This is a genomic window from Virgibacillus profundi (assembly GCF_002287375.1).
In the GTDB taxonomy this organism is placed as follows: Bacteria; Bacillota; Bacilli; order Bacillales; family Amphibacillaceae; genus Virgibacillus_K; species Virgibacillus_K profundi.
The window spans coordinates 70,127-91,930 of record NZ_NPOA01000015.1 but is presented as its reverse complement, the minus strand read 5'-3'; the positions used below and the strand labels follow the sequence as shown (position 1 = coordinate 91,930).

Annotated in this window: 21 protein-coding genes; 7 read left to right on the top strand and 14 right to left on the bottom strand. The window is 37.6% G+C overall.

Features of this window, described 5'->3' with window-relative positions; genetic code table 11:
- Window positions 1-176: 176 nt before the first annotated feature.
- The 5 genes from CIL05_RS18655 to CIL05_RS18635 all read right to left on the bottom strand — a co-directional run bounded on the left by CIL05_RS18655 (window position 177) and on the right by CIL05_RS18635 (window position 5,019).
- Complete coding sequence (locus CIL05_RS18655; protein WP_095657048.1) at window positions 177-356, bottom strand: type II toxin-antitoxin system antitoxin; 180 nt, start codon at window positions 354-356, stop codon at window positions 177-179.
- Between the two features lie 14 nt (window positions 357-370).
- A complete protein-coding gene (locus CIL05_RS18650) occupies window positions 371-1,216 on the bottom strand; it encodes an SPFH domain-containing protein (protein ID WP_206207806.1) in 846 nt (281 codons plus the stop codon).
- A 62-nt stretch (window positions 1,217-1,278) separates the two neighbouring features.
- A complete protein-coding gene (locus CIL05_RS18645) occupies window positions 1,279-1,710 on the bottom strand; it encodes a DUF4064 domain-containing protein (protein ID WP_095657046.1) in 432 nt (143 codons plus the stop codon).
- Between the two features lie 95 nt (window positions 1,711-1,805).
- Window positions 1,806-2,681, bottom strand: coding sequence for a ComEC/Rec2 family competence protein (locus CIL05_RS18640; protein WP_095657045.1), 876 nt, complete (start codon window positions 2,679-2,681; stop codon window positions 1,806-1,808).
- A gap of 196 nt (window positions 2,682-2,877) precedes the next feature.
- Window positions 2,878-5,019 carry an ATP-dependent Clp protease ATP-binding subunit gene (locus CIL05_RS18635; protein WP_095657044.1) on the bottom strand — a complete coding sequence of 714 codons (2,142 nt, stop codon included), beginning with the start codon at window positions 5,017-5,019 and terminating at the stop codon, window positions 2,878-2,880.
- A 256-nt stretch (window positions 5,020-5,275) separates the two neighbouring features.
- Here CIL05_RS18635 and CIL05_RS18630 point away from each other — a divergent pair, with 256 nt between their 5' ends.
- From CIL05_RS18630 to CIL05_RS18615, 4 genes are all read left to right on the top strand, one after another.
- The gene (locus tag CIL05_RS18630; protein WP_095657043.1) at window positions 5,276-6,196 is read left to right on the top strand and encodes a sensor histidine kinase; all 921 of its coding nucleotides are present in this window, start codon (window positions 5,276-5,278) and stop codon (window positions 6,194-6,196) included.
- Window positions 6,186-6,881 carry a response regulator transcription factor gene (locus CIL05_RS18625; RefSeq protein ID WP_240510232.1) on the top strand — a complete coding sequence of 232 codons (696 nt, stop codon included), beginning with the start codon at window positions 6,186-6,188 and terminating at the stop codon, window positions 6,879-6,881. The genes CIL05_RS18630 and CIL05_RS18625 overlap by 11 nt, the downstream gene beginning before the upstream one ends.
- An 84-nt stretch (window positions 6,882-6,965) precedes the next feature.
- Window positions 6,966-7,892, top strand: coding sequence for an ABC transporter ATP-binding protein (locus CIL05_RS18620; protein WP_095657042.1), 927 nt, complete (start codon window positions 6,966-6,968; stop codon window positions 7,890-7,892).
- Entirely contained in the window at window positions 7,885-8,649 is a 765-nt protein-coding gene (locus CIL05_RS18615; RefSeq protein ID WP_095657041.1) for an ABC transporter permease, read from the top strand. Before CIL05_RS18620 ends, CIL05_RS18615 begins: the two co-directional genes overlap by 8 nt.
- A gap of 72 nt (window positions 8,650-8,721) precedes the next feature.
- Here CIL05_RS18615 and mbcS read toward each other — a convergent pair whose 3' ends face one another.
- The gene (mbcS, locus tag CIL05_RS18610; protein ID WP_095657040.1) at window positions 8,722-10,302 is read right to left on the bottom strand and encodes an acyl-CoA synthetase MbcS; all 1,581 of its coding nucleotides are present in this window, start codon (window positions 10,300-10,302) and stop codon (window positions 8,722-8,724) included.
- A gap of 161 nt (window positions 10,303-10,463) precedes the next feature.
- Here mbcS and CIL05_RS18605 point away from each other — a divergent pair, with 161 nt between their 5' ends.
- Window positions 10,464-10,838 (top strand): PilZ domain-containing protein, encoded by a 375-nt coding sequence (locus tag CIL05_RS18605; RefSeq protein WP_095657039.1) that lies wholly within the window; start codon window positions 10,464-10,466, stop codon window positions 10,836-10,838.
- Between the two features lie 47 nt (window positions 10,839-10,885).
- Here CIL05_RS18605 and pdaA read toward each other — a convergent pair whose 3' ends face one another.
- The 4 genes from pdaA to CIL05_RS18580 form a co-directional block, all read right to left on the bottom strand.
- Window positions 10,886-11,677 carry a delta-lactam-biosynthetic de-N-acetylase gene (gene pdaA / locus CIL05_RS18600; RefSeq protein WP_095657038.1) on the bottom strand — a complete coding sequence of 264 codons (792 nt, stop codon included), beginning with the start codon at window positions 11,675-11,677 and terminating at the stop codon, window positions 10,886-10,888.
- Window positions 11,678-11,732: 55 nt separating this feature from the next.
- Entirely contained in the window at window positions 11,733-13,043 is a 1,311-nt protein-coding gene (locus CIL05_RS18595) for a Na+/H+ antiporter family protein (RefSeq protein WP_095657037.1), read from the bottom strand.
- Window positions 13,044-13,727: 684 nt separating this feature from the next.
- Window positions 13,728-14,528 carry a YfkD famly protein gene (locus tag CIL05_RS18585; RefSeq protein WP_095657035.1) on the bottom strand — a complete coding sequence of 267 codons (801 nt, stop codon included), beginning with the start codon at window positions 14,526-14,528 and terminating at the stop codon, window positions 13,728-13,730.
- Window positions 14,529-14,605: 77 nt separating this feature from the next.
- Window positions 14,606-14,998 (bottom strand): OsmC family protein, encoded by a 393-nt coding sequence (locus tag CIL05_RS18580; protein ID WP_095657034.1) that lies wholly within the window; start codon window positions 14,996-14,998, stop codon window positions 14,606-14,608.
- A gap of 137 nt (window positions 14,999-15,135) precedes the next feature.
- On the opposite strand from CIL05_RS18580, the gene CIL05_RS18575 reads away from it, so the two are divergent.
- Window positions 15,136-16,302, top strand: a complete 1,167-nt coding sequence (locus tag CIL05_RS18575) for an MFS transporter (RefSeq protein ID WP_095657033.1) — start codon at window positions 15,136-15,138, stop codon at window positions 16,300-16,302.
- Window positions 16,303-16,511: 209 nt separating this feature from the next.
- Here CIL05_RS18575 and CIL05_RS18570 read toward each other — a convergent pair whose 3' ends face one another.
- Both CIL05_RS18570 and CIL05_RS18565 read right to left on the bottom strand, forming a co-directional pair.
- Window positions 16,512-17,195 (bottom strand): amino acid ABC transporter permease, encoded by a 684-nt coding sequence (locus CIL05_RS18570; RefSeq protein WP_095657032.1) that lies wholly within the window; start codon window positions 17,193-17,195, stop codon window positions 16,512-16,514.
- An 85-nt stretch (window positions 17,196-17,280) separates the two neighbouring features.
- Complete coding sequence (locus CIL05_RS18565) at window positions 17,281-18,192, bottom strand: transporter substrate-binding domain-containing protein (RefSeq protein ID WP_095657031.1); 912 nt, start codon at window positions 18,190-18,192, stop codon at window positions 17,281-17,283.
- A 279-nt stretch (window positions 18,193-18,471) separates the two neighbouring features.
- Here CIL05_RS18565 and CIL05_RS18560 point away from each other — a divergent pair, with 279 nt between their 5' ends.
- On the top strand, window positions 18,472-20,403 hold the full coding sequence (locus CIL05_RS18560) for a heavy metal translocating P-type ATPase (RefSeq protein WP_095657030.1): 1,932 nt from the start codon (window positions 18,472-18,474) through the stop codon (window positions 20,401-20,403).
- A 27-nt stretch (window positions 20,404-20,430) separates the two neighbouring features.
- Here CIL05_RS18560 and CIL05_RS18555 read toward each other — a convergent pair whose 3' ends face one another.
- On the bottom strand, window positions 20,431-21,261 hold the full coding sequence (locus tag CIL05_RS18555) for a YihY/virulence factor BrkB family protein (RefSeq protein ID WP_439144849.1): 831 nt from the start codon (window positions 21,259-21,261) through the stop codon (window positions 20,431-20,433).
- A gap of 38 nt (window positions 21,262-21,299) precedes the next feature.
- Window positions 21,300-21,596 carry a hypothetical protein gene (locus CIL05_RS18550; RefSeq protein ID WP_095657029.1) on the bottom strand — a complete coding sequence of 99 codons (297 nt, stop codon included), beginning with the start codon at window positions 21,594-21,596 and terminating at the stop codon, window positions 21,300-21,302.
- Between the last annotated feature and the right edge of the window lie 208 nt (window positions 21,597-21,804).

Genomic DNA, 21,804 nt, shown 5'->3' with positions numbered 1-21,804 from the left:
CTCTATTTACGTCGCATTTTATATCAACTATGGTGCAAAATTACAACAAGTTTTTTGATGAGGCGAGTAATCGCAGTCCCAAATCACTTCGGTGGGATGAGCAGTGCGCAGTCCCAATCTCTGCAAAAACAGCCTTTTCAAAAAAATAAGGATTAGCACAATTTAGATGCTAATCCTTAATCTTCTCCGATATTCTTATCTTCTTTTTTTGGTAACCGACCAGCCTTTTTAGCTGATTCTCTTAATAAAAACTCCACATGACTATTGACACTGCGGAATTCATCTTTTGCCCATGACTGCAGAATATCATATAATTTTGGGTCGATACGTAATGGAAAATTCTTTTTCTTAGCCATAAAAACCCTCTTTGTTATTGATATAATGATCCAGTGTTGATTACTGGCTGTGCTCCATGATCAGAAACAATAGCTACAAGTAAATTATTTGTCATCGCAGCCTTGCGTTCATCATCCAGCTCGACCAATCCGTCATGTTCCAGTTGTTCAATCGCATCCTGTACCATTCCCACAGCACCTTCAACGATCTTTTTACGGGCAGCAATGATCGCACTTGCCTGTTGACGCTGCAGCATGGCCTGAGCAATTTCTGTTGAATAGGCGAGATGTGTAAGTCTTGCTTCAATTACCTCTACGCCAGCTACTCGCAAGCGTTCCTGCAACTCTGTCGTCAGCTCATTGGAAACCTCTTCCGCATTGCCCCGAAGTGTCAGCTCCACATTTTCAAAAGTATCATAAGGGTACTTTGTAGCGACAGCACGGATTGCCGTTTCACTTTGAATTTCGACAAATTGCTCATAGCGATCCACATCAAATACAGCCTTCGCCGCATCAATTACCTTGAACACAATTACTGCGGCAATTTCAATCGGGTTCCCATTTACATCATTTACTTTTAATCTATTACTGTTAAAATTTCGTACACGCAGTGAAATCGTTCGTCGGACTGAAAACGGGACAGTAACTACAATCCCTTCCTGGCGAATCGTTCCCATATATTTTCCGAGAAAAATGACAACAACAGATTGATTTGGCTGAATCAGCGTTATCCCACTACCTAAAGTGATTGCCACAATTAAACAAATTCCACCCAATACAAATTGTTGCTGAAAGATACTAAATACTGTTCCCGCCACTAACAGTGCAATTATGAGAATTCCTAAAAAACCATTCATTATCCATGCCTGTTTCTCCTGAATCATTTGAACTCCCCTTTCCTATTTGAAAAGTTATCTGCGCATTATGGATCTTTTTACTAACTTTAAACTTCGTCACTAACAGTTGGCTGTTTTCTTGCAAAACAAAGGATCGCTGCAATCAGGTAAAAGATACCACCCATAACTGCTAGACCAATGTTTGTAAAAGCAACCACAACAATTGCGACAATAAAAATGATTCCGGCTGCTTTTGGTTTTTTATTTCCCCTGAGTAATACCATCGCAACAATGCCTAATACTATTGCAATTACTGAAGCTATCGCAATTTGCCAGCCAAACTCCCCCATATAATTAACAAATTCGTTTAAATCCATCATGGCAATCTCGGGAAACTCTTCTGTTGTTCCTTCATTTAAAATGTCTTGTACAAGACCTTCATTATTGTGTAGCCAAATCATGGCAACACCTATAAATGCTAAAAAAGTAAATACTATAGCTCCAACAATCCCTAAGATAACTTCACCTGTTCGTTTAATAACTACCTCCCCCTTTTCATATTATTTCTATATCAATATGATATCACTTTTGTATATATTTGTAAATAATTTATGAGAAAATTAATAAAAATAACTTATCCAGCATTATCTTCTAAATTATTAATTGGATCTCTTTGTGGGATAACAAAATAATCCATACCATTTGTTCTAATCTCAACATTACCAAAGGCGGCTGTTGAATAGATTGTTGCATTTACTTTATATAAGTTTTCAACAACTCGATCAACTGGATGTCCAAAATCATTTTCTTTACTATAGGTAAGAATGGCGATTTGTGGATTCACTTCCTGCAGGAAACCAAGCGAAGTACTAGTATTAGAGCCGTGATGTGCAACCTTAATAATTTCAGATTGTAAATCCTGGCTTTCTAAAAGCGATTTTTCCTGTTCTATTTCCACATCACTCATTAATAACATATCAATTTCTTTAAAGCTTATTTTTAACACAATTGATGATTGGTTATTGCTTTTATTTTTCTCATACGTATTTAAGACTTTTATTTTCAGCATCGAATCAACGGTTATATGCTCGTTTTTCTTAGCAATTTTTATTGGTATATCCTGCTTATATATTTGATTAATGTATCTGGCATAGGTTTTTGTAGAATGCAGCTTTCCGGAATCAAGTATTTGCTTTACTTTTACTGACTTCATGACTTGTGGAAGCCCGCCAATATGGTCAATATCCGGATGTGTTGCAATTAGCAGATCAATTGTTTTTATTTGCTTACTTTCAAGAAAAGAAACTACCTTTTTCCCTGCCTTAGGAGGTCCACCATCAATAAGGATCGTTTTTTTCGAAGGTGTTTGAATAAGAATGCTGTCACCTTGTCCAACATCGATAAAGTGAACACGCATTTCTGGTAATGCCTCACTGTAAATGTATGCTGGTGCAGTAGTAAATATGGAAAAGATTATCATAATAATGATCAGCTGCTTATTCTTACACATGGAAAACATCCTTTGTATTTTAGAAGTTCCCCTTAGTTTTTCACTTTTTTTGTTAAATATTTATTGCGGAGTTATAAAATGTGTAATCTTGCGGTGACTTAGAAGAGTTCACGATAATTTGTAGTGAACGCACAGTAGCTTGTTGTACATAAAAAACCCGCTGAGCACAGTTGCCCAGCGGGTTTCATCATATACTTTATGCTTTTTGCACAACTATTTCATCTTCTACAACATCTACATGAACCTTTTCCACTGCGTCTTCCTCTAAAATCAGATCTGTTAGCTGATTCTCGATTTTATCCTGAATAACTCTGCGTAAAGGTCTTGCACCAAAACGCTTGTCATAGCCAAGTCGTACTAATTCATCTTTTGCTGCATCCGAAATGGTAATGTTTATATTATTTTCTTCAATGGTGTTTTGTAATTCTTCAAGCATAAGGTCTACGATTTCAAGTAAGTTTTCTTCAGACAGTTCATTGAAATTAATGATGGCATCAAAACGGTTTAGGAATTCCGGTTTGAAATATGCTGCAAGGTTTTCCAATGTTGCTACTGATTCATGTGCTTCACTATTGAATCCAACATTTATCGGTTTCACACCTGTTCCTGCGTTACTTGTCATGATGATTACCGTTTCTTTAAAGCTTACTGTTCTGCCATGAGAGTCTGTCAGATGTCCATCCTCCATAATTTGCAGGAACATATTTTGTACATCTGGGTGTGCTTTTTCAATTTCATCAAGCAAAATAATTGAATATGGGTTATGGCGCACACGCTCTGTTAACTGACCAGCTTCTTCATGTCCAACATATCCAGGAGGTGAACCGATTATTTTAGACACCGCGTGTTTTTCCATATATTCACTCATATCCAGACGAATCATTGATTCACGAGAACCAAATAATTCTTCCGCAAGTGCTTTCGTTAACTCCGTTTTACCAACACCAGTAGGTCCTACAAACAGGAAGGAGCCAATTGGACGGTATTTTGATTTTAATCCTGCACGGCTGCGTCGGATTGCTTTTGCAACTTTATCAACCGCCTGATCCTGACCGATTACTTTTGCACTTAAGCTTTCAGCAATATTTTTCATTTTTTCCTGTTCATCTGTTTGAAGTTTTGTTACTGGTATACCGGTTTTTTCTTCCACAAGCAACTGAATGTCAGTAATATCTACATCAATCACCTGTTCTTCACCTTTTGCTGCTTCCAGTTGTTTTTGCAGCTGGATCTCCTGATAGCGAAGATTCGCTGCTCTTTCATAATCCTCTTTTTCCGCAGCTGCCTCTTTTTCTTTAATAATTTCTTCCAGGCGCTGATTAATGGAGCTGGAATCTTTTACTGCATTGGCTAAATTCAGGCGTGACCCAACTTCATCCATCAGGTCAATTGCTTTATCCGGCAGGAATCTATCCTGGATATAGCGGCTTGAAAGTGTTACAAAAGCATGAATTGCCTCATCAGAGTAACGTACCTCATGGAATTTTTCATAACGATCTTTAATACCATTTAATATTTGCACTGCTTCTTCAGCAGTTGGCTCTTTAACAATAATCGGCTGCAGGCGTCGCTCTAGTGCCGCATCCTTTTCAATTTGACGGTATTCCTTCAATGTTGTTGCACCAATTAATTGTAATTCACCACGTGCAAGTGCTGGTTTTAAAATGTTTCCTGCATCCATTTGCGAGCCTTCTGCAGATCCTGCACCGACCAACAGATGGATCTCGTCCACAAATAGAATGACATCCTGACGTTCCTGCAATTCCTGAATCAATTGTTTCATACGTTCTTCAAATTGTCCGCGAATACCTGTGTTCGCAACTAATGATGCGACATCCAGAAGATATAATTCTTTGTTCATCAATTTTGCAGGAACATCGCCTTCTGTTATTTTAACAGCTAGTCCTTCCGCAATTGCCGTTTTACCTACACCAGGTTCACCAATTAATACCGGGTTGTTTTTGTTTCTTCTATTTAATGTTTCAATAACACGTTTTACTTCATGATCACGGCCGATTACAGGATCAATTAACCCTGCTCTTGCTGCACCTGTAACATTTTTCGCTAATTGGTCGATTAAACCATTTCCATTGTTCCCTTGTTTTTGTTTTGTTTTGGTTGTTGCTTTATTGGATCCATTCCCTTGGAAAAAGTTATTAGAGAATGCCTCATTACCATTGTCGAATGGTGAATTTGAGAAAAAGTCATTTGAATTCATCATTTTACCCTGAATTTCCTGAAAGCAATCATTACAAAGATGCATTTGAACCTTTTCATTATTCATTTGCATTGCCATATTAATATTTGCTGGATTTACTTTACAATTTTGACATTGCATTTTCCATTCCTCCTTGAATTTTTCAAATATATTAATTAATCAAAGTCTGACTTTGACTATCTTTGACCTTACAAATTTTATTATACTCTGACCTATTTTGACTTTCAAGTGTTTTGATCAAAAAAGTTTAAAAAAAGCTAAATATTTTTGTGGGTTAGAACTTACTTAATGAAGTAGTTCAGTGTAAACTGAATTTATTGAACTTTTATATAAAAAGCTAAACCCTTACTATTTAGGATAGAAAGGAAGTGAACAAATGCTTGTCGCCTTACTACTGTTAGCAGCTGCATTTATAATCCAAACCGTTTACATAATGTACTACAGGAAACAGATAAGGGATATTGGAAATCAATTGTCTTTTATTTCAAAGCATAATTCTTTTAAATTTATTCAAACACAAATCAAGCCAAAGGAAATTTCTCGATTGATTGATTTGTGCAATACGCTGCTTCGTAATCAAAGAGAACTGAACCAGGAATTTATTAAAAAAAGTGAAGAAATCAATGCAACAATCGTTAGCCTGTCCCATGACATACGAACTCCTATTACATCACTTGACGGTTATCTTCAACTGGCAAAACGCTCCGAAGACTTTAAAGAAAAAACGCAGTATGTCGTGATGGCCGAGACTAGAATAAAACAGATTAACACGCTTGTGGATGAGTTGTTTCTGTATACGAAGTTGCAAAACCCGGATTATAGTTTGGAACTGGAACCGATTGATATTATGAATGTGCTGAAAAGGTGTCTGTTCTCATTTATCGAAGCATTTTCACGAAATGGTGATGAACCGAACCTCAATCTCCCGGAATCTTCCATTTATATTAGGGGAAATGAGAGTGCATTGGAAAGGGTGTACGAAAACATTATAAGAAATTACTTTTTGCATGGAAAAGGCGTTTTAACTATTCGTTATGAAGAGAAAGAAAATGAGGTTTTGTTTCACTTTACCAATTTGCTCAAGCAGAGCCAATTAATCAACTTTGATAAAATATTCACCCGTTTTTACAAGGAAGACCCATCACGTACCAACCATTCTACAGGATTGGGGCTTTCTATCGTAAAGTCTCTTATCGATAAAATGAACGGTTCTGTTCATGCTGACTTAAAGGGTAACCAATTTTGCATCAGTGTGGCTTTGATCAAAACAGAAAAGGGGAATGAAGATGTGCGATGAGATGAATCAGCCTAGTATTCTGATTATCGAGGATGATGAGCATATCAACAACATTATTTATGACGTGTTACGAAAAGAGAACTATGTGTGCACGCAAGCGTATTCTGGTAGCGAAGGAAAAATGAATGTTACTCGTTATGTGTATGAACTCATTATCTTGGATCTAATGCTACCTGGTCTATCAGGTGAAGACTTTATGTATGAATTAAGGAAAGAATTAAAGTTCGATACACCGGTTATTGTATTGTCGGCCAAGGAAAAACTGGATCATAAATTAAACTTATTCGAATTGGGAGCCGACGATTATGTCACGAAGCCGTTCGAAGTTGAAGAATTGCTTGCCAGGATCAATGTGCAATTAAAAAGAAATGCCAAAACCGAATCCGTTACTCCATACAGGCATAAAAATTTACTTCTGGAAAGCGAGACAAGGAGTGTTAGAGTTAATAATGCTGAGTTGAATCTTACAAGACAGGAATACAAAATTATTGAACTGTTGGTGAAAAATCCTACCAGGGTGTTTACGAAGCAGGATCTGTACGAGCTTGCATGGGATGATCTATATATAGGAGAAGACAAGACAATCACTGTTCACATTAGTAATATCAGAAATAAAATTAGAATTCATACCGAAGAGACTTATATCGACACGGTTTGGGGAATTGGCTTCAGGTTGAGTACCTAATATTTCTTTGAACTTTCTTAACCTTTTCTTGACGATGTATTAGCTTCTTTTATTTATCCTAATGTGTAAGAGGAGGTGCCGAATATGACAGGAGCAATTATTGAAATTAGCCAGCTAACCAAACAGTTCAAATCGAAAGAAGTAGTCCATAAAGCGGATCTCAAAATAGTGAAGGGCGAGATTTTCGGTTTGATTGGACAAAATGGAGCGGGAAAGTCCACCTTGCTGAAGATGATCGGGGGATTAATGTATCCGTCATCTGGAGAAATTCATTTATTTGATCATGCAGTGGGGGAAAACCATGCTTATTTTGAAAGAATGGGCTTGCTGATTGAGGATCCAGGGTTGTTTCCCCATTATTCCGCATATGAAAATTTGGATTTGATGGCAATTTCTTATGGACTGAAGGACCGAAGCAAGCATATTAACGAACTGCTGAAACTTGTCGGGCTGGATGGATCAAACAAGACCAAGGTCAAAAATTATTCCATGGGGATGAAGCAACGACTTGGGATTGCCATTGCGTTGATGGGAAGCCCGGATGTTTTAATTTTGGATGAACCGATCAATGGTTTGGATCCACAGGGCATTTCCGAGGTCAGAAAGTTGATTCTGGAACTGAATAAAACGGGAATGACCATCATTATTTCCAGCCATATCCTGGAGGAGCTGTCGAAAGTAGCGACAAAATATGCGATTCTTCATCATGGAGAGATTATCGAGATTAATTCTAAAGAAGAACTGCTGCTTAAATGCGAGGTTCGAATTGAGGTAGAAGTGGACAAAGCAAGTTTGGCCATTCCCATTCTGGAAGAACACCTGAATATCAATAATTACAAGGTGATTAGTGATCGAACATTATATGTATATGATACACATGTTGAAAACCATCAAATAACAAAGGTTTTAGTTGAAAACGGTGTTTCTGTTCAGTCGATCATGAAGCATAAACAGAGTTTGGAACAATATTTTTTGAAGCGGACCAGAGCAGAGGGTGATTCCCATGATTAATCTCTTCAAGATGGACCTTCATCGCTTTAAAAATAATAAAATCATGTATCTATTGCTGGTGATCTTCTCAGCCTTTGAAATATTCGGTATATTTATGATGAAACAATATGAGCAACCTATGGAACAAGGCGGCACTTCAGTTAGCTCAATGAATGCCAGTGATTTTATCCAATTAGTACTGTCTCAAACACCATCATGGGTGCTGATGTATGTTACGGTATTCAGTGTTTATTTCTATATGAGTGAATATAACTCCGGCTTTTACAAAAATTATATATCCATGAATAACGCACGGATGTATTCCGTCATTTCAAAAATTCTTATTCTAGGCATGTTTACATTGCTCATGTTAGTAACAATGGTTATTTCTGATCTGATCGGAAGAACCATTTTCTTCAATAATGCAGCTATTGGCGATTGGGGTTATTTTGTAAAATTGCTTGTCGGTCAGTTTTTACTCCATTGGGCATTTTCAATTTTGGTTCTGTTTATTTCGATTGTCAGTAGAAGCATGATTACTAGCTTAGTTATAGGGGTAGTCCTTGCGTTAAATGTCCCTGGGATGGTTGTTGGTGCATTGGAATCTCTTGTTGGTAATATAAATCTTTCTTCCTATTTGCTGGTGAACACGATTGTCAGTACAAAAGATTTCAATAACATGAATGATGTCATTCACGTAGCTAGTGTGGCAATTATTTTTATGCTGATATTTTCCTACATTGCCGTTAGATATAAAGTGAAAGAGGACTTGAGATGAGTGCGGATTAGCGGTAATTAGAATTTAATGGCAGGTGAGAGTCACTACTATAGACTCTCACCTGATTATTAATTATTTAGCTGCTGCCTTCTCCTTATTCCTGAGTTCCACACGCCTGATCTTTCCAGACGTAGTTTTCGGAAGCTCCTCCAAAAACTCAATTTTCCTCGGATATTTATATGGTGCGGTTAATTCTTTAACATGATCCTGCAGTTCTTTGACCAAATCAGGATTCACCGTATCTACACCGTTGCGGACGACAATAAATGCTTTTACAATACTACCACGTACTTCATCTGGACTTGCGACAACGGCACATTCCTGAACATAGGGATGCTTGACCAACGCATCTTCTACTTCAAATGGTCCAATCGTATATCCTGAACTGATAATGATGTCATCACTGCGGCCTTCAAACCAGAAGTAACCTTCTTCATCCTTATATGCCTGGTCACCTGTCACATAATATTCGCCGCGCTGAGACATTTTGGTTCGTTCCATGTCTTTATAATACTCTCTAAATAATGCAGGACTTCCTAGTTTCAGTGCAATATCACCAATTTCATTTGCAGCTACAGGCTCGCCAAATTCATCGATAATCTCTACTTCATTTCCCGGAGTCGGTTTTCCCATGGAACCAGGTTTCACTTCCATATCCTTCATAATCCCAAGCAGTAATGTATTTTCGGTTTGACCATAGCCATCACGTACAGTAATGTCATAATGTTTACGGAATGTATCGATAACTTCCACATTCAATGGTTCTCCGGCAGAAACCGCACTATGAAGGGCCGGCAGCTGATAATCATCCAAATTATCCACTTTTGCCATAATCCGATATTCTGTTGGTGTACAGCATAATACATTTATATCATAATTTTGTAGGAGACTTAAATAGGTTTTTGGATCAAACTTACCGTCATAAATAAATCCAGTTGCCCCTGTACCGAGAACAGACAAGAATGGACTCCAAATCCATTTTTGCCAGCCAGGTCCAGCTGTCGCCCAGACCTTATCCCCTTCATTTATGCATAACCAATTTTCAGGTGCTGTCTGTAAATGAGCAAAGCCCCAGCCATGTGTATGTACAACACCCTTTGGATTGCCGGTAGTACCGGATGTATAAGGTAAAAATGCAATGTCGTCCCGTGTTGTTGCAGCCACCTGCAGCTCTTCTGATGCATCCTCTTGCAAACGATCAAGATATAGCCAACCATCAGCAGGCTCGCCAACGGAAAATTTCTTTAGTTGATCATATTCTTTAATTTCCTTATATTGATCCACAAAAGGGAAATAACTGACGATACCACTTACTTCACCATGTGTTACCCGGTACTGTAAATCTTTTGATTTCAGCATTTCCGAGCTTGGTATGATAATGATTCCTGTTTTTAATGCTGCCAGATACACCTCATACACATCGATCAATCTTGGTATCATTACGAGTATTTTATCGCCTCTTTTTAAACCATTGTCCAAAAAGGCGTTTCCAATTTTATTAACATTTTTAAATAATTGTGCATATGTAATTTCCTTCGTATTACCAGCTTCATTTTGCCAAATCAATGCTTTTCTCGAAGGATCTGATGCGTAGCGTTCCATTTCCATTGCAATATTATAATCTTTCGGAGCAATTAAGTCTTCTCTATTCATCCTATCATCTCCTATTGCCAGTATATTTATTAAGTATAGCAAAAATTTTAAAAGTTTTAAATAAAAAATAGAAAAGAAAGATATTGCCATTCCAGTCAGATTCAAAAAAGTGGTACAATTATAATATATAAATTTATTTGAAATAAGTTGGTGAAAGTTGAGTGAGATATCAAAGAGAAGCACCATTTCGTTTTCAATTTAATGAGTCGGAACCTGCTACTTTTCAAATTGTAAGGATTGATAATAAATCGGTTCAGTCTTCCAGGGGCGAGGCAAAAATCGTTGATATAAGTATAAAAGGACTTCGTCTGAATTCTGAGCTGAATATTCCTGAAACAGACAATAAAGCAATACAATTGGCGTTAACCTTTAAACTTAATGAAGTAGAATTTACGTGCAATGGGGATATTATGTGGAAGAAAATGACAGGGTCTTCCTTTGACTATGGTATACAATTTGTGGGTGATGACTTTGCTCAAAGGAATTTAATTGAACAGTTAAAAATTTACGCCAGGAAGATATCTGATGATAATTGAAAAAAGAGAGGCTAACCAGCTACATTACACGCTGGATAAACCTCTCCTTATCCATATATCCCTTCAGGTAACGTGTCTTTTAAGACAAGGTCATCTAAACTCTTAAAGCTATATCCTTGTTTTTTCAATTCGGTAATTAGGTTCTGCAGTGCTTTTGCATTGTCTTCTGATACCGTGTGAAGCAATACAATTGCTCCTGGATGAACCTGTGCCATAATTTGATCAAATGCGTACTCCCAGCCTTTTTGTTTACTTGTCTCCCAGTCAATAAAAGCCAATGACCAAAATATGTGAATAAGTCCCAGGTCATTCGCCCACTTTAATGTCTGCTCATTAAAAATCCCTCTCGGTGGTCTTAAGTATTTCATTTCCTTTTGGCTTGATACCTCTGCCACTGCTTCTTCCAATGTTTCTAACTCTTTTTGCATCGCATCCTTTGAAAGTATCGAAAAATCAGGATGGTGATAGGAATGGTTTCCAATAATATGCCCTTCATCTGCCATTCTTCGTACAAGGTCAGGCTCACTATCGACATAATGACCTGTTACGAAAAAGGTTGCTGGCACCCCTTCTTTTTTTAACACATCCAGAATATCAGCAGTATATCCTTGTTCATAGCCATTATCAAAGGTTAAATAAATATTTTTTTCACCTGAGAAATCAGCATAATAAGCACCATACGTATCCAGTATTTCCCGGTACTTACCTACATCCGGGATTTGATGATCCGCATTCTTCTTATATCCCCAGCCATAACCACCGGAAGCTTCAAAATTCGTAATACCAATGAAAAAGGTAAGAAAAACAATGATTGATGCAGCTACAATTCTTTTCAGCATAACAACCCACCTATTTTCTTCTTACCTTTTCCTTTCGTTTATAATTTTATTCGGATTATAAAATAATCGCTGCAACCCAGCCAAAAATAAATAATGGAATGTTATAGTGAATAAAAGTTGGAACACATGTATCCCAAATGTGATTGTGCTTTCCGTCAGCATTCAAGCCGGATGTTGGTCCGAGTGTACTGTCAGATGCTGGAGATCCCGCGTCTCCCAATGCCCCTGAAGTACCAATTAATGCTGCAGTTGCTAATGGCGAGAACCCTGCAGCTATACAAATAGGTACAAAAAGCGCCGCAATTATTGGAATCGTCCCAAACGAGGATCCAATTCCTAATGTAACGATTAACCCAACTAATAATAAGATAAATGCAATAACCGCTTTATTATCCCCCAATATTCCTGAAGAAACCTCCACTAATGCATTAACTGCTCCCGTTTCCTTTAAAATATTTCCGAATCCTGATGCAACAAGCATAACAAAGGCAATTGTACCCATCATACCAACACCTTCAGAAACGATACTGTCACCTTTCTTAAAGGGAACGACAAGGAATAAAAACATAAATACAAGTCCTGTCAAAGCACCTGCGATTAGATTTCCAGTTATTATTTGGACAACCAATGCCGCTACAATGGCAACAATTGTCAGCATATGCTTTTTATTAAATGTAACTTTTGTAGATTCAGATGGAATTATTGTTGCTTCTGTACCACCTGCACCTAGTATAGCATCTCGATCCTTTCGATATGTGATAAATATAGCAATAAATAATCCTACAATCATGCCTGAACCTGGAATTAACATAGACAAAGCTGTTTCTCCAGTTGTTATTGCTACTCCATTTTCCTCCATACCTGACACGATTGTTTCATGAAAAATAAGTCCAAATCCTGCTGGGATCATAACATATGGTGCTTTTAAACCAAATGTTAATGCTGTTGCAACAGCACGGCGATCCATACGCATGTTATCAAAAAGCTTTAATAATGGTGGAATTAAAATTGGAATAAATGCAATATGCACAGGTACCAGGTTTTGTGATAAACACGCCACACCCGCAATCGCCAAGAGCATCATTGTTTTCTTTCCTGTCAGAACACGAATTAAATAGTTTACTAGAATCGTAGTAATTCCTGTATAGCTGATCGATACGGCAAAAGCACCGAGTAAAATATAGCTTAATGCTGTATTAGCCTGTCCTCCCATTCCTGCAACTAACAAATCAATGGAATCCACAAGTGAAAGTCCTGCCATTAAACCCGCAGTAAGTGCTGCAGCAATAATTGCGATGATTACATTCACACGTAATAAACTAAGAATTGTCATAACTAAAACTGATACAACAACGACCCATTCCATTCCCGTTTCCCCTCTCTATATCTATTAATTATTATTATTAACTTTAATACTTTACTATGATAAAGCATTAAAGTGTAGAAATCAACCCTTTTTTATATAAAAAATTAGGCTCTTTTTTGTAAATTTTGGGACTTCACAACGTTCGCCCGTCAAAATACTGTTGCTTTTTTAACCTTCGTTGTTTCTATAAAATACGACGTATGCGCTTGGTTATTTTCCGCTGCGGACCGTTGCTTTCCGCGGGCACGGCTTCAGCCTCCTCGAGAAAACCACTCTGCGGGGTCTTCAGACACGTGCTATTCCCGCAGGAGTCAACGGTCCTCCGCTCCAAACAACCATCATAAAAAGAGATAGCAATTGTTTTATTCAATTAAATAATAAATCACTTTTTGATTGACAAGCACAATTCTAGCGGAGGAAACACATGAAGACTCCTGCGGGAGGAAAGGCATAGGTGAGACCCCGGAGTGCGTAGCACGAGGAGGCTCACCAGCCGCCCGCGGAAAGCGAAATGTGTTTCCGCAGCGAATTCGAGCTCTCAACCAGCGTTCGCAAATGAATTTTCACTGCGGCGTCTTTTACATCAACTATGGTGCAGAAACTTCGGTGGGAAATGCAGTGCGCAGTATGAGAAAACACCCAAAAAATGAAAACCCTGCCGGAATTGAAACAGGGTTTTCATTTTTATTTTAAATTAAACGAAAAGGATAGATGATCCTGAATGGGGATCCAGGCTCCGATTCCTTGTTTCGTTACATTCTTGACTACAATTGATTTTTTCGATCCTTTTAATTGAATATATACCTCACCAAACGTAACCTGCCCTTTTTCATTCACTGCCGGGGCAAAGGCTTGTAAAGTAGCTTGTTTTTTCGCTGGCACATTATAGGAATTATCTTTTTTTGTATTTTTACCGATTACTGTTTGATACGAGAGAGGCAAATCGGTTTTACTTTTTGATTTTAACAGCATCATTTTTTTAATATCATCCGGGTTATTTATTTTATTCGTGAGTGCTCCTGTAATTTGCTTTTCTTCCTGTTGATTATAATTCATTTCCTGATTAGTATCTCCCCCGAGATTATTCAGTTCATTCATATTTATTTGCTGATACTCCCAGTTTATCGTTGTTTCCAGTGATTTATAATTTAGTGGCCAGCGCCCAATGTACACCATCCCTCTGTAACCAAATGCGATTGGTGAGGGCTTGATGGATGTTTCATTCAGGAGTTTGATTAAATCGGGATTATCTATCGGTGTATCAATTGATTCCATCAGTTCCTTTGTCGTTTCACTTGGTTCAATTACCTCCTGATCCTCTGTTGAGTTTGGATACGTATTTTCTTTGGATATTGTCAGCACATGGCTGGGGATTTCATAATCGTCCTTTGATTTTTTCTTTTCTTCACTAAATCCATTTATCGGAAATAAGAAAATAAATATTAACACAATTAATGCGATGCCATAAATTTTCCCTTTATTCATGTGTCCCATTCCTTTCCTTTTCCCATAGTTTTTTCTGACACATGAATTTTATACCTTTATTTTTTAGGTATAGTCATTTATATGCTTAATTCAATTGTTTCCATACTTTCCTCAATTTTGATACTACCCTCAACAGAGCGAATCATCGAGCAGTTTCGACGGGAAATCTCCAAATTTTTATATAATTTCTCCGGATCCAGATGATAGCCTTTAATTGTATATTTTAAAGAAATACGTTCAATCCGATTTGCTTCTTCAGGATTTCTTTCCACATCTGCATTAATGATAATATCCTCTACTTCTGTGCGTTGTTTTTCCAATATTTTTCGAAAAACAGACCCACTACATCCCGCTATTGATGCCACCATTAGCTGAAAAGGACGGTATCCATGATCTTCATTTCCGGAAATGGATAATTCCCCATAGTCCAAATCAATACGCATCCCATTTTCCTTCAAATAAAATTCCATTACTAACCCCTCCATTTTATAGACTTCTTTTACTATTACCTTAATTAATTCAATCCTAACCTGCATTTCAAACCAATTGACCTATGGCAAAAAATGGCTTAGATTTAGACTTAGAATAACATGAATGAGGTAATAAAATGGTTTCAGTTAAAACAAGATTTTGGATTTTAATAGCACTTGTCACAATATCCGGATTCTCTCAAGGAATGCTTTTGCCATTACTGGCGATTATTCTGGAGCAAAATGGAGTTTCCTCATCCATCAATGGACTTCATGCAACAGGTTTATATATTGGTGTGCTTATCGCTTCACCCTTTATGGAAAAACCAATGCGGAAATTTGGATTTAAGCCAATCATCATCGTAGGTGGATTGCTTGTATTTATCTCGCTGGCTCTATTTCCATTTTGGGAAGCATTATGGTTTTGGTTTATCCTGAGAATGGTAATCGGGATTGGGGATCAAATGCTGCATTTCGGTACACAAACCTGGATTACAACAACTGCAACAAAAGAAAACAGGGGTAGAAGCATCGCTTATTATGGATTGTTTTTCGGTTTGGGATTTGCACTCGGACCTTTAATGACCAGACTTTTATCTGTAAACGAAGCACTTCCCTTCTTTATGTCTGCCGTTCTCAGTATGCTCGTATGGTCCACCATGCTGTTTGTTCGTAATAAATGGCCGGAGCAGGAAGTGGATACAGTTCATGCATCAAGCTCAATAGGCAGATTTGTTCAAACAGGAAAAATCGCCTGGGTCGCCCTCCTGCCAGGCTTTGGTTATGGATTTTTAGAAGCATCCTTACATAGTATATTTCCTATTTATGGATTAAGAATTGGTCATGATGTTGGTATTTTATCGTTAATTATTCCATGTTTTGCAGCAGGCAGCCTGATTACACAACTGCCACTGGGAATATTGAGTGACAGAGTTGGCAGGAAACCCGTTCTACTATTTGTATTAACTGCCGGAATAGGCTGTTTTCTTTTAGCAGCATTAATGGAGACATCTGTACTCGCTTTATTTATATTATTTACATTAGCCGGGATGTTTGTAGGGTCACTGTTTTCACTGGGAATCTCCTACATGACAGATCTATTACCTAGAAATTTACTCCCTGCAGGCAATTTGATGGTCGGAATCACCTTCAGCCTTGGCAGTATTAGCGGGCCATTTTTAGGTGGAATCTATGTAGAAGCTTTTCCTGGCGTATCATTTTTCTATTTAATTGTTGCAGTACTGATAGTTATCGTTGGTGCTATCTATTTTCAAAGAGGTAAAAGAGCTGTGGTTGGAGGGTGAAATGGCACTTTTGTGATATAGGTATTCTGCGGAAGATATATTTGTGTTTCGGGTGATATATTTTTGCTCCGGCAGATATTTCTGTGCTCTAACAGATATTTCTGGTCTCCGGATGATATTTCTGTGCTCCGGCAGATATATTCCGCACTCCTCCCGATATCATCACCTAATGAACAAAAGACACTCCAAATCCAAGGAGTGTCTTTTCATTATAAAAATCTGCTATAGCGATTTTCCAGCCTATCCTGCATAAATCCAATCAGGATACAGATCGGCCAATAAATAAATGCAACAAGTACATACATTGTCATGGCATCGAACTCTCTTCCAGCTACAATTTGTGTTTTCTGGAAAAGCTCTGGAACGGTGATAACTGCTGCCAATGATGTTGCCTTCACAATGTCCATAAATACATTGGTTAATGGTGGTATTGCTATTCTAGTCGCTTGTGGCAGAATAATTTTTCTCAATGTCGGCCAATAGTTTATATTTAATGCTCTGGCTGATTCCCATTGGCCGCGATCAATACTATTCAATGAGGATCGATCTATTTCGGCAATGTATGCTGCACTGTTCAGGCCAAAGCCAAGAATTGCTGCAACCAATGCCGAGAACTCAATTCCAACATAAGGAAGTCCAAAATATAATATGAACAAAAATACAAGCATCGGTGTTCCACGCATGAATGATATATAGATACGTGCTGGCCATCTTAAAACAAGTTTTTTAGAACCTCTTGCCAAAGCTAAAAATAAACCTAGCACCAGCCCCATTGCCATACCGGCTATTGAAACAAGAAGTGTCATTGGCAGCCCGCCAAGGACAAATGGCAGGCTTTCTATAGCCAGTCCTATATCAAATAACCCACCAAAGTCGAAACCATTAAAGTTCATCATTTAAAACTCCTTATATTCGGGTTTAAAAAGAACCAGGACATTTAAAATGTCATTTTCGCTGGATTTTCCCCAAAAATATCCCTTAAAGATCCAAGCCTTCAATCTCCTCAATTTCACCTTCTGGTTTTTGTGAAGCATCTTCCTCATAGAATTTTATTGCAAGTTCAGTAAGTGTTCCATCTTCACGCATTTCATTTAATACAGCATTAATTTCTTCTGTAACCTGGTCTGCATCTTTTGGTATTACGACAGCTTGCTCTGTTGGATGGAATTTTAATGTTGGGTGAAGATGCAGGTCAAAATCAGGAAATGCCCCAACACCAAATTTTGTTAAATAATAATCATTTATAACGACATCTGTTCTTGAATTACTGACATCACTCAAATAAGCTTCATTTGGTGCGTTTCCATATGTAACTACCTCTGCACCAAAATGTTCCGCAATTTGACTGTAGATTGTCGTTGCTCCACCGCCGGCCTTTTTCCCTTCCAGATCTTCCAATGTTTCAATTCCTGAATTATCCGATTCTCGAACCGCCATTGTTGAATAGGAATATTTATACGGATCGCTAAAATTAAATGCTTCCTTTCGCTTATCTGTTGGTTCAATATCATTTGCAGCCACATCTATTCTTCCACTTTGAATTGCGGGAAGCATCGAATCAATACCCATAATCTCAAATGAAACATCCAGATCAAGACGTTTTGCAACCTCACGCATTACCTCCACATCATAACCTGTTAATTGGTCTTCACTTTCTTCTTCCCCATCATAATAAGAAGCTGCAATTAATGTTCCGGAAGTTCCAACAACCAGCTCACCTGCATCTTGAATGTCAGCCCATCTTTCATCAGTAGTATTTTCTTCTGCATCGCTTTCTTTCTCTGCACTATCATCCACTTCTCCACTAGTATTATCCTCATTCGATTCCCCACAGGCACTCAAAACGGCAAATATTACAAGCAATGCAAACAATAATTTAAACCTTTTCAATTACAAAACCCCTTCCCCATTATATGTTGTTATATTATTTTATCCATCAAAATTGTAACAGTATAACTCTTTAAAATCAACATAAAATAATCTGTATTTATAAATTAAAGGAAACAGTACAAACAGAAGTATAAACCTTCTTTTTAGAAGTGCAATTTATATATTGACTTTATTTATTATCATGATATTATAATAACAAATACTACATTATAATTATTATAAATAAGCAACATAATTACTGTAATTAACATAGCAATAATAAAAATGGAGGTGCCTGAAATGGCAGTAGATACAGAAACCTTAAAGCAGCCAAATCAATCAAATGTTTCAATAAGCAATAAATTTATCCCCAAGTTAAAGGAGCATAAAGAATTGATTGCAGCACTATTCAGTGGTTTTTTAATTCTTTTAACATGGGCCATGGGTGATTATATATCTGAGACACTTTGGGTTACTCTCCACCTAATTGCCTTTGTGATTGGAGGTTATGCCAAGGCCAAAGAAGGAATTACAGAAACCATTACAAACAAAGAGTTGAATGTCGAAATGCTGATGATCTTCGCAGCCATTGGCTCTGCAGCAATCGGTTACTGGACAGAGGGAGCTATACTTATCTTTATCTTTGCTCTATCCGGAGCACTGGAAACATACACAATGAATAGAAGTAATAAAGAAATATCCTCACTGATGGATCTTCAACCAGAGGAAGCATTATTAGTAAAGGGGACTCTAGAAAAAGTTGTACCAGTCACGCAGCTTAGCATTAATGATACAATTCTTGTGCTTGCAGGGGAGAGAATTCCTGCAGATGGTCAAATTATAAAAGGTGCAACTTCTATTGACGAAAGCGCAATAACCGGCGAATCCATTCCTGTCAGCAAATCCGGCAGTCATGATGTTTATGCAGGTACAGTTGCACTTGATGGTACAATTACTGTAAAAATAACAACACGGCCGAATGAGACTTTATTTCAAAAAATAATCCAATTGGTGCAATCTGCGCAGGATGAAAAATCCCCCTCCCAATTATTCATTGAAAAATTCGAGGGGACCTATGTAAAAGTAGTTTTAGCAGTTGTTGCAATCATGATGTTTTTGCCTTATTTTTTATTTGGCTGGACATTGTCTGAAAGCATTTACCGTGCAATGATATTACTTGTAGTTGCATCTCCATGTGCGCTGGTTGCTTCGATTATGCCAGCTACTTTATCAGCCATATCAAACAGCGCTAAAAGTGGGGTGCTCTTCAAGGGCGGGGTGCATATTGAAAGCTTAAGCAATATTAAAGCAATCGCCTTTGATAAGACAGGAACTTTAACGAATGGAAAGCCAATCGTAACAGACGCTTATTTTCATCCTGATTTTGATAAAAATGAAACACGGGCGATCGTTGGAGCTATTGAACATGAATCAACCCATCCATTGGCACAAGCAATTACCGCATATAGCGAGGAACAGTTCAATGACATGCGTAAAATAGAAGTAATCGACATGAAAAATGTTAGCGGAAATGGTGTAACAGCATTCATAGACAATAACCAGTGGGATATCGGCAAGCCAGATTTTGTCGGGAAGGAAAATGCAGCGGTATTTTATGATGGCATTTCCGAAAAATTAGCGGTTCAGGGGAAAACAGTTGTATTTGCAAAAAGAAATGATCAAATTGTAGCAGTTTTCGCCTTAAAAGATACCGTCAGAAAAGATACAAAAAAAGCTATTAAATTACTTAAAAAACATGGTGTCCCTACATTTATGCTTACCGGTGATAATGAAATTACTGCTAGAGCTCTGGCGGATGAAGCTGGAATCGACCATTATATTGCGAACTGCTTACCAGAAGAAAAAGTTCAGCATGTGAAGGACCTAAAAAATAAGTATGGGAACGTTGCTATGGTTGGTGACGGAATTAATGATGCACCAGCGTTAGCGACCGCGAACATTGGGATCGCAATGGGAGAGGGAACTGACGTTGCTTTGGAAACAGCAGATGTTGTATTAATGAAAAATGACTTGTCCAAAATTACAAATGCGATCCGTTTATCTGGCAGGATGAATAAAATTGTCAAACAGAATATCATTTTCTCTTTAAGCGTCATTTTAATTCTAATCTTTTCAAACTTTATTCAGGTTTTGGATCTGCCGCTTGGTGTGATCGGACATGAAGGAAGTACCATTCTAGTTATTTTAAACGGATTACGGCTATTAAAATAAGGTGTTCCATAAGTGGAGCACCTTATTTCATCGTTTATTTTCAGCTGTTTTATACTCTCTAATCGTTGCGTTTATAACGCCACCGATCATAATTATTATGCCGGAAAGGTAAAACCATATCATCAGCACAATGACTGTACCTAAACTCCCATAGGTTGCAGAGTAATTGCCGATTGTACTTACATAATACGAAAAACCCATGGATGCAATTTGCCAAAAAACAGTGGCAAACAATGCACCCCAAACCGCATTTTTAAAATATATTTTGAAATTCGGTGCCAGCTTATACAGGGCAAGTAGCACAATGAAAAATATAACCGAGGAAATCAGCCAGCGCAACGTTTCCCAAATGGCAATAAATCCTTCCGATAAGCCAAAAAAGGAAAACAAATAAACCCCAATCATCCTGCCGAAAATTGGTAGTAAAAATGCAATACAAATGATCGTCACCATACCAATTGTAACAATAATCGCAATTAATCTGGCAACAATAAATGACCTGTCCTCATCCACCTCATAAGCCTTATTAAAAGCACGTGTAAGTGCATTGACACCGTTTGATGCTGCCCATAGCGTACCAATGATACTAATGGACAAGAGGCCTCCATTTTGATTATTAACAAGCCCACTGATGTTGGTATTTATCAAATCCATTATTTGTGCAGGTGCAATGTTAGCCAGTACATCGATAACGGATTGATCATCGATAGGCAGATATCCTATTAATGTAAGCAAAAAAAGTAAAAATGGGAATAGTGATAATAAGAAAAAATATGCTAACTGGGCAGCCAGTCCAAAGACATCTGTTTCCATAATTCTTTGAAAGAGCTTCTTCCCAAACATTATTGCTATTTTCACATCAGCACTCTCCCATTTGAAAGTTTAAGTATCCTGTCTTATTCTATTCTTTCCGGCTCACTTTTATTAGTAACCTTTTCCAATGTGTCCTCAACCTGCTCCAGTGCGTTTATGGCACTTTCTGCCCCACTTGAAAAGTTCTGATTAAATTTATCAAAAGCATTTCGCATATTGTGAATTGCCTCCGACGGATTTTGTATAAAATAAGTGGAACCTGATTTTGCAGCGTTCAGTTTTTCCTTCGTATAATCCCTTGTATCCTTATCAAACAATGTAACTAAACCTCCAGCTGCTGCACCTATTGCTACCCCTAAAAATAATCTGCGTTTACCCATCTACATTCTCTCCTTATTGTATGCTTTATTGTTATATATTGAAGTAAATTAATACATTCTTCCGAAACAAGTTTATACGTGTAGTCAAATTCACCTGTGAAATATGGACCCTGGGATATTAATATCTGTTAGTTAATCTGCAAAATCCATTAGTTTGGCAACTGCGGATGTCCTGTCGATTTCCAGAAGTTCTTATCATTATACGCGA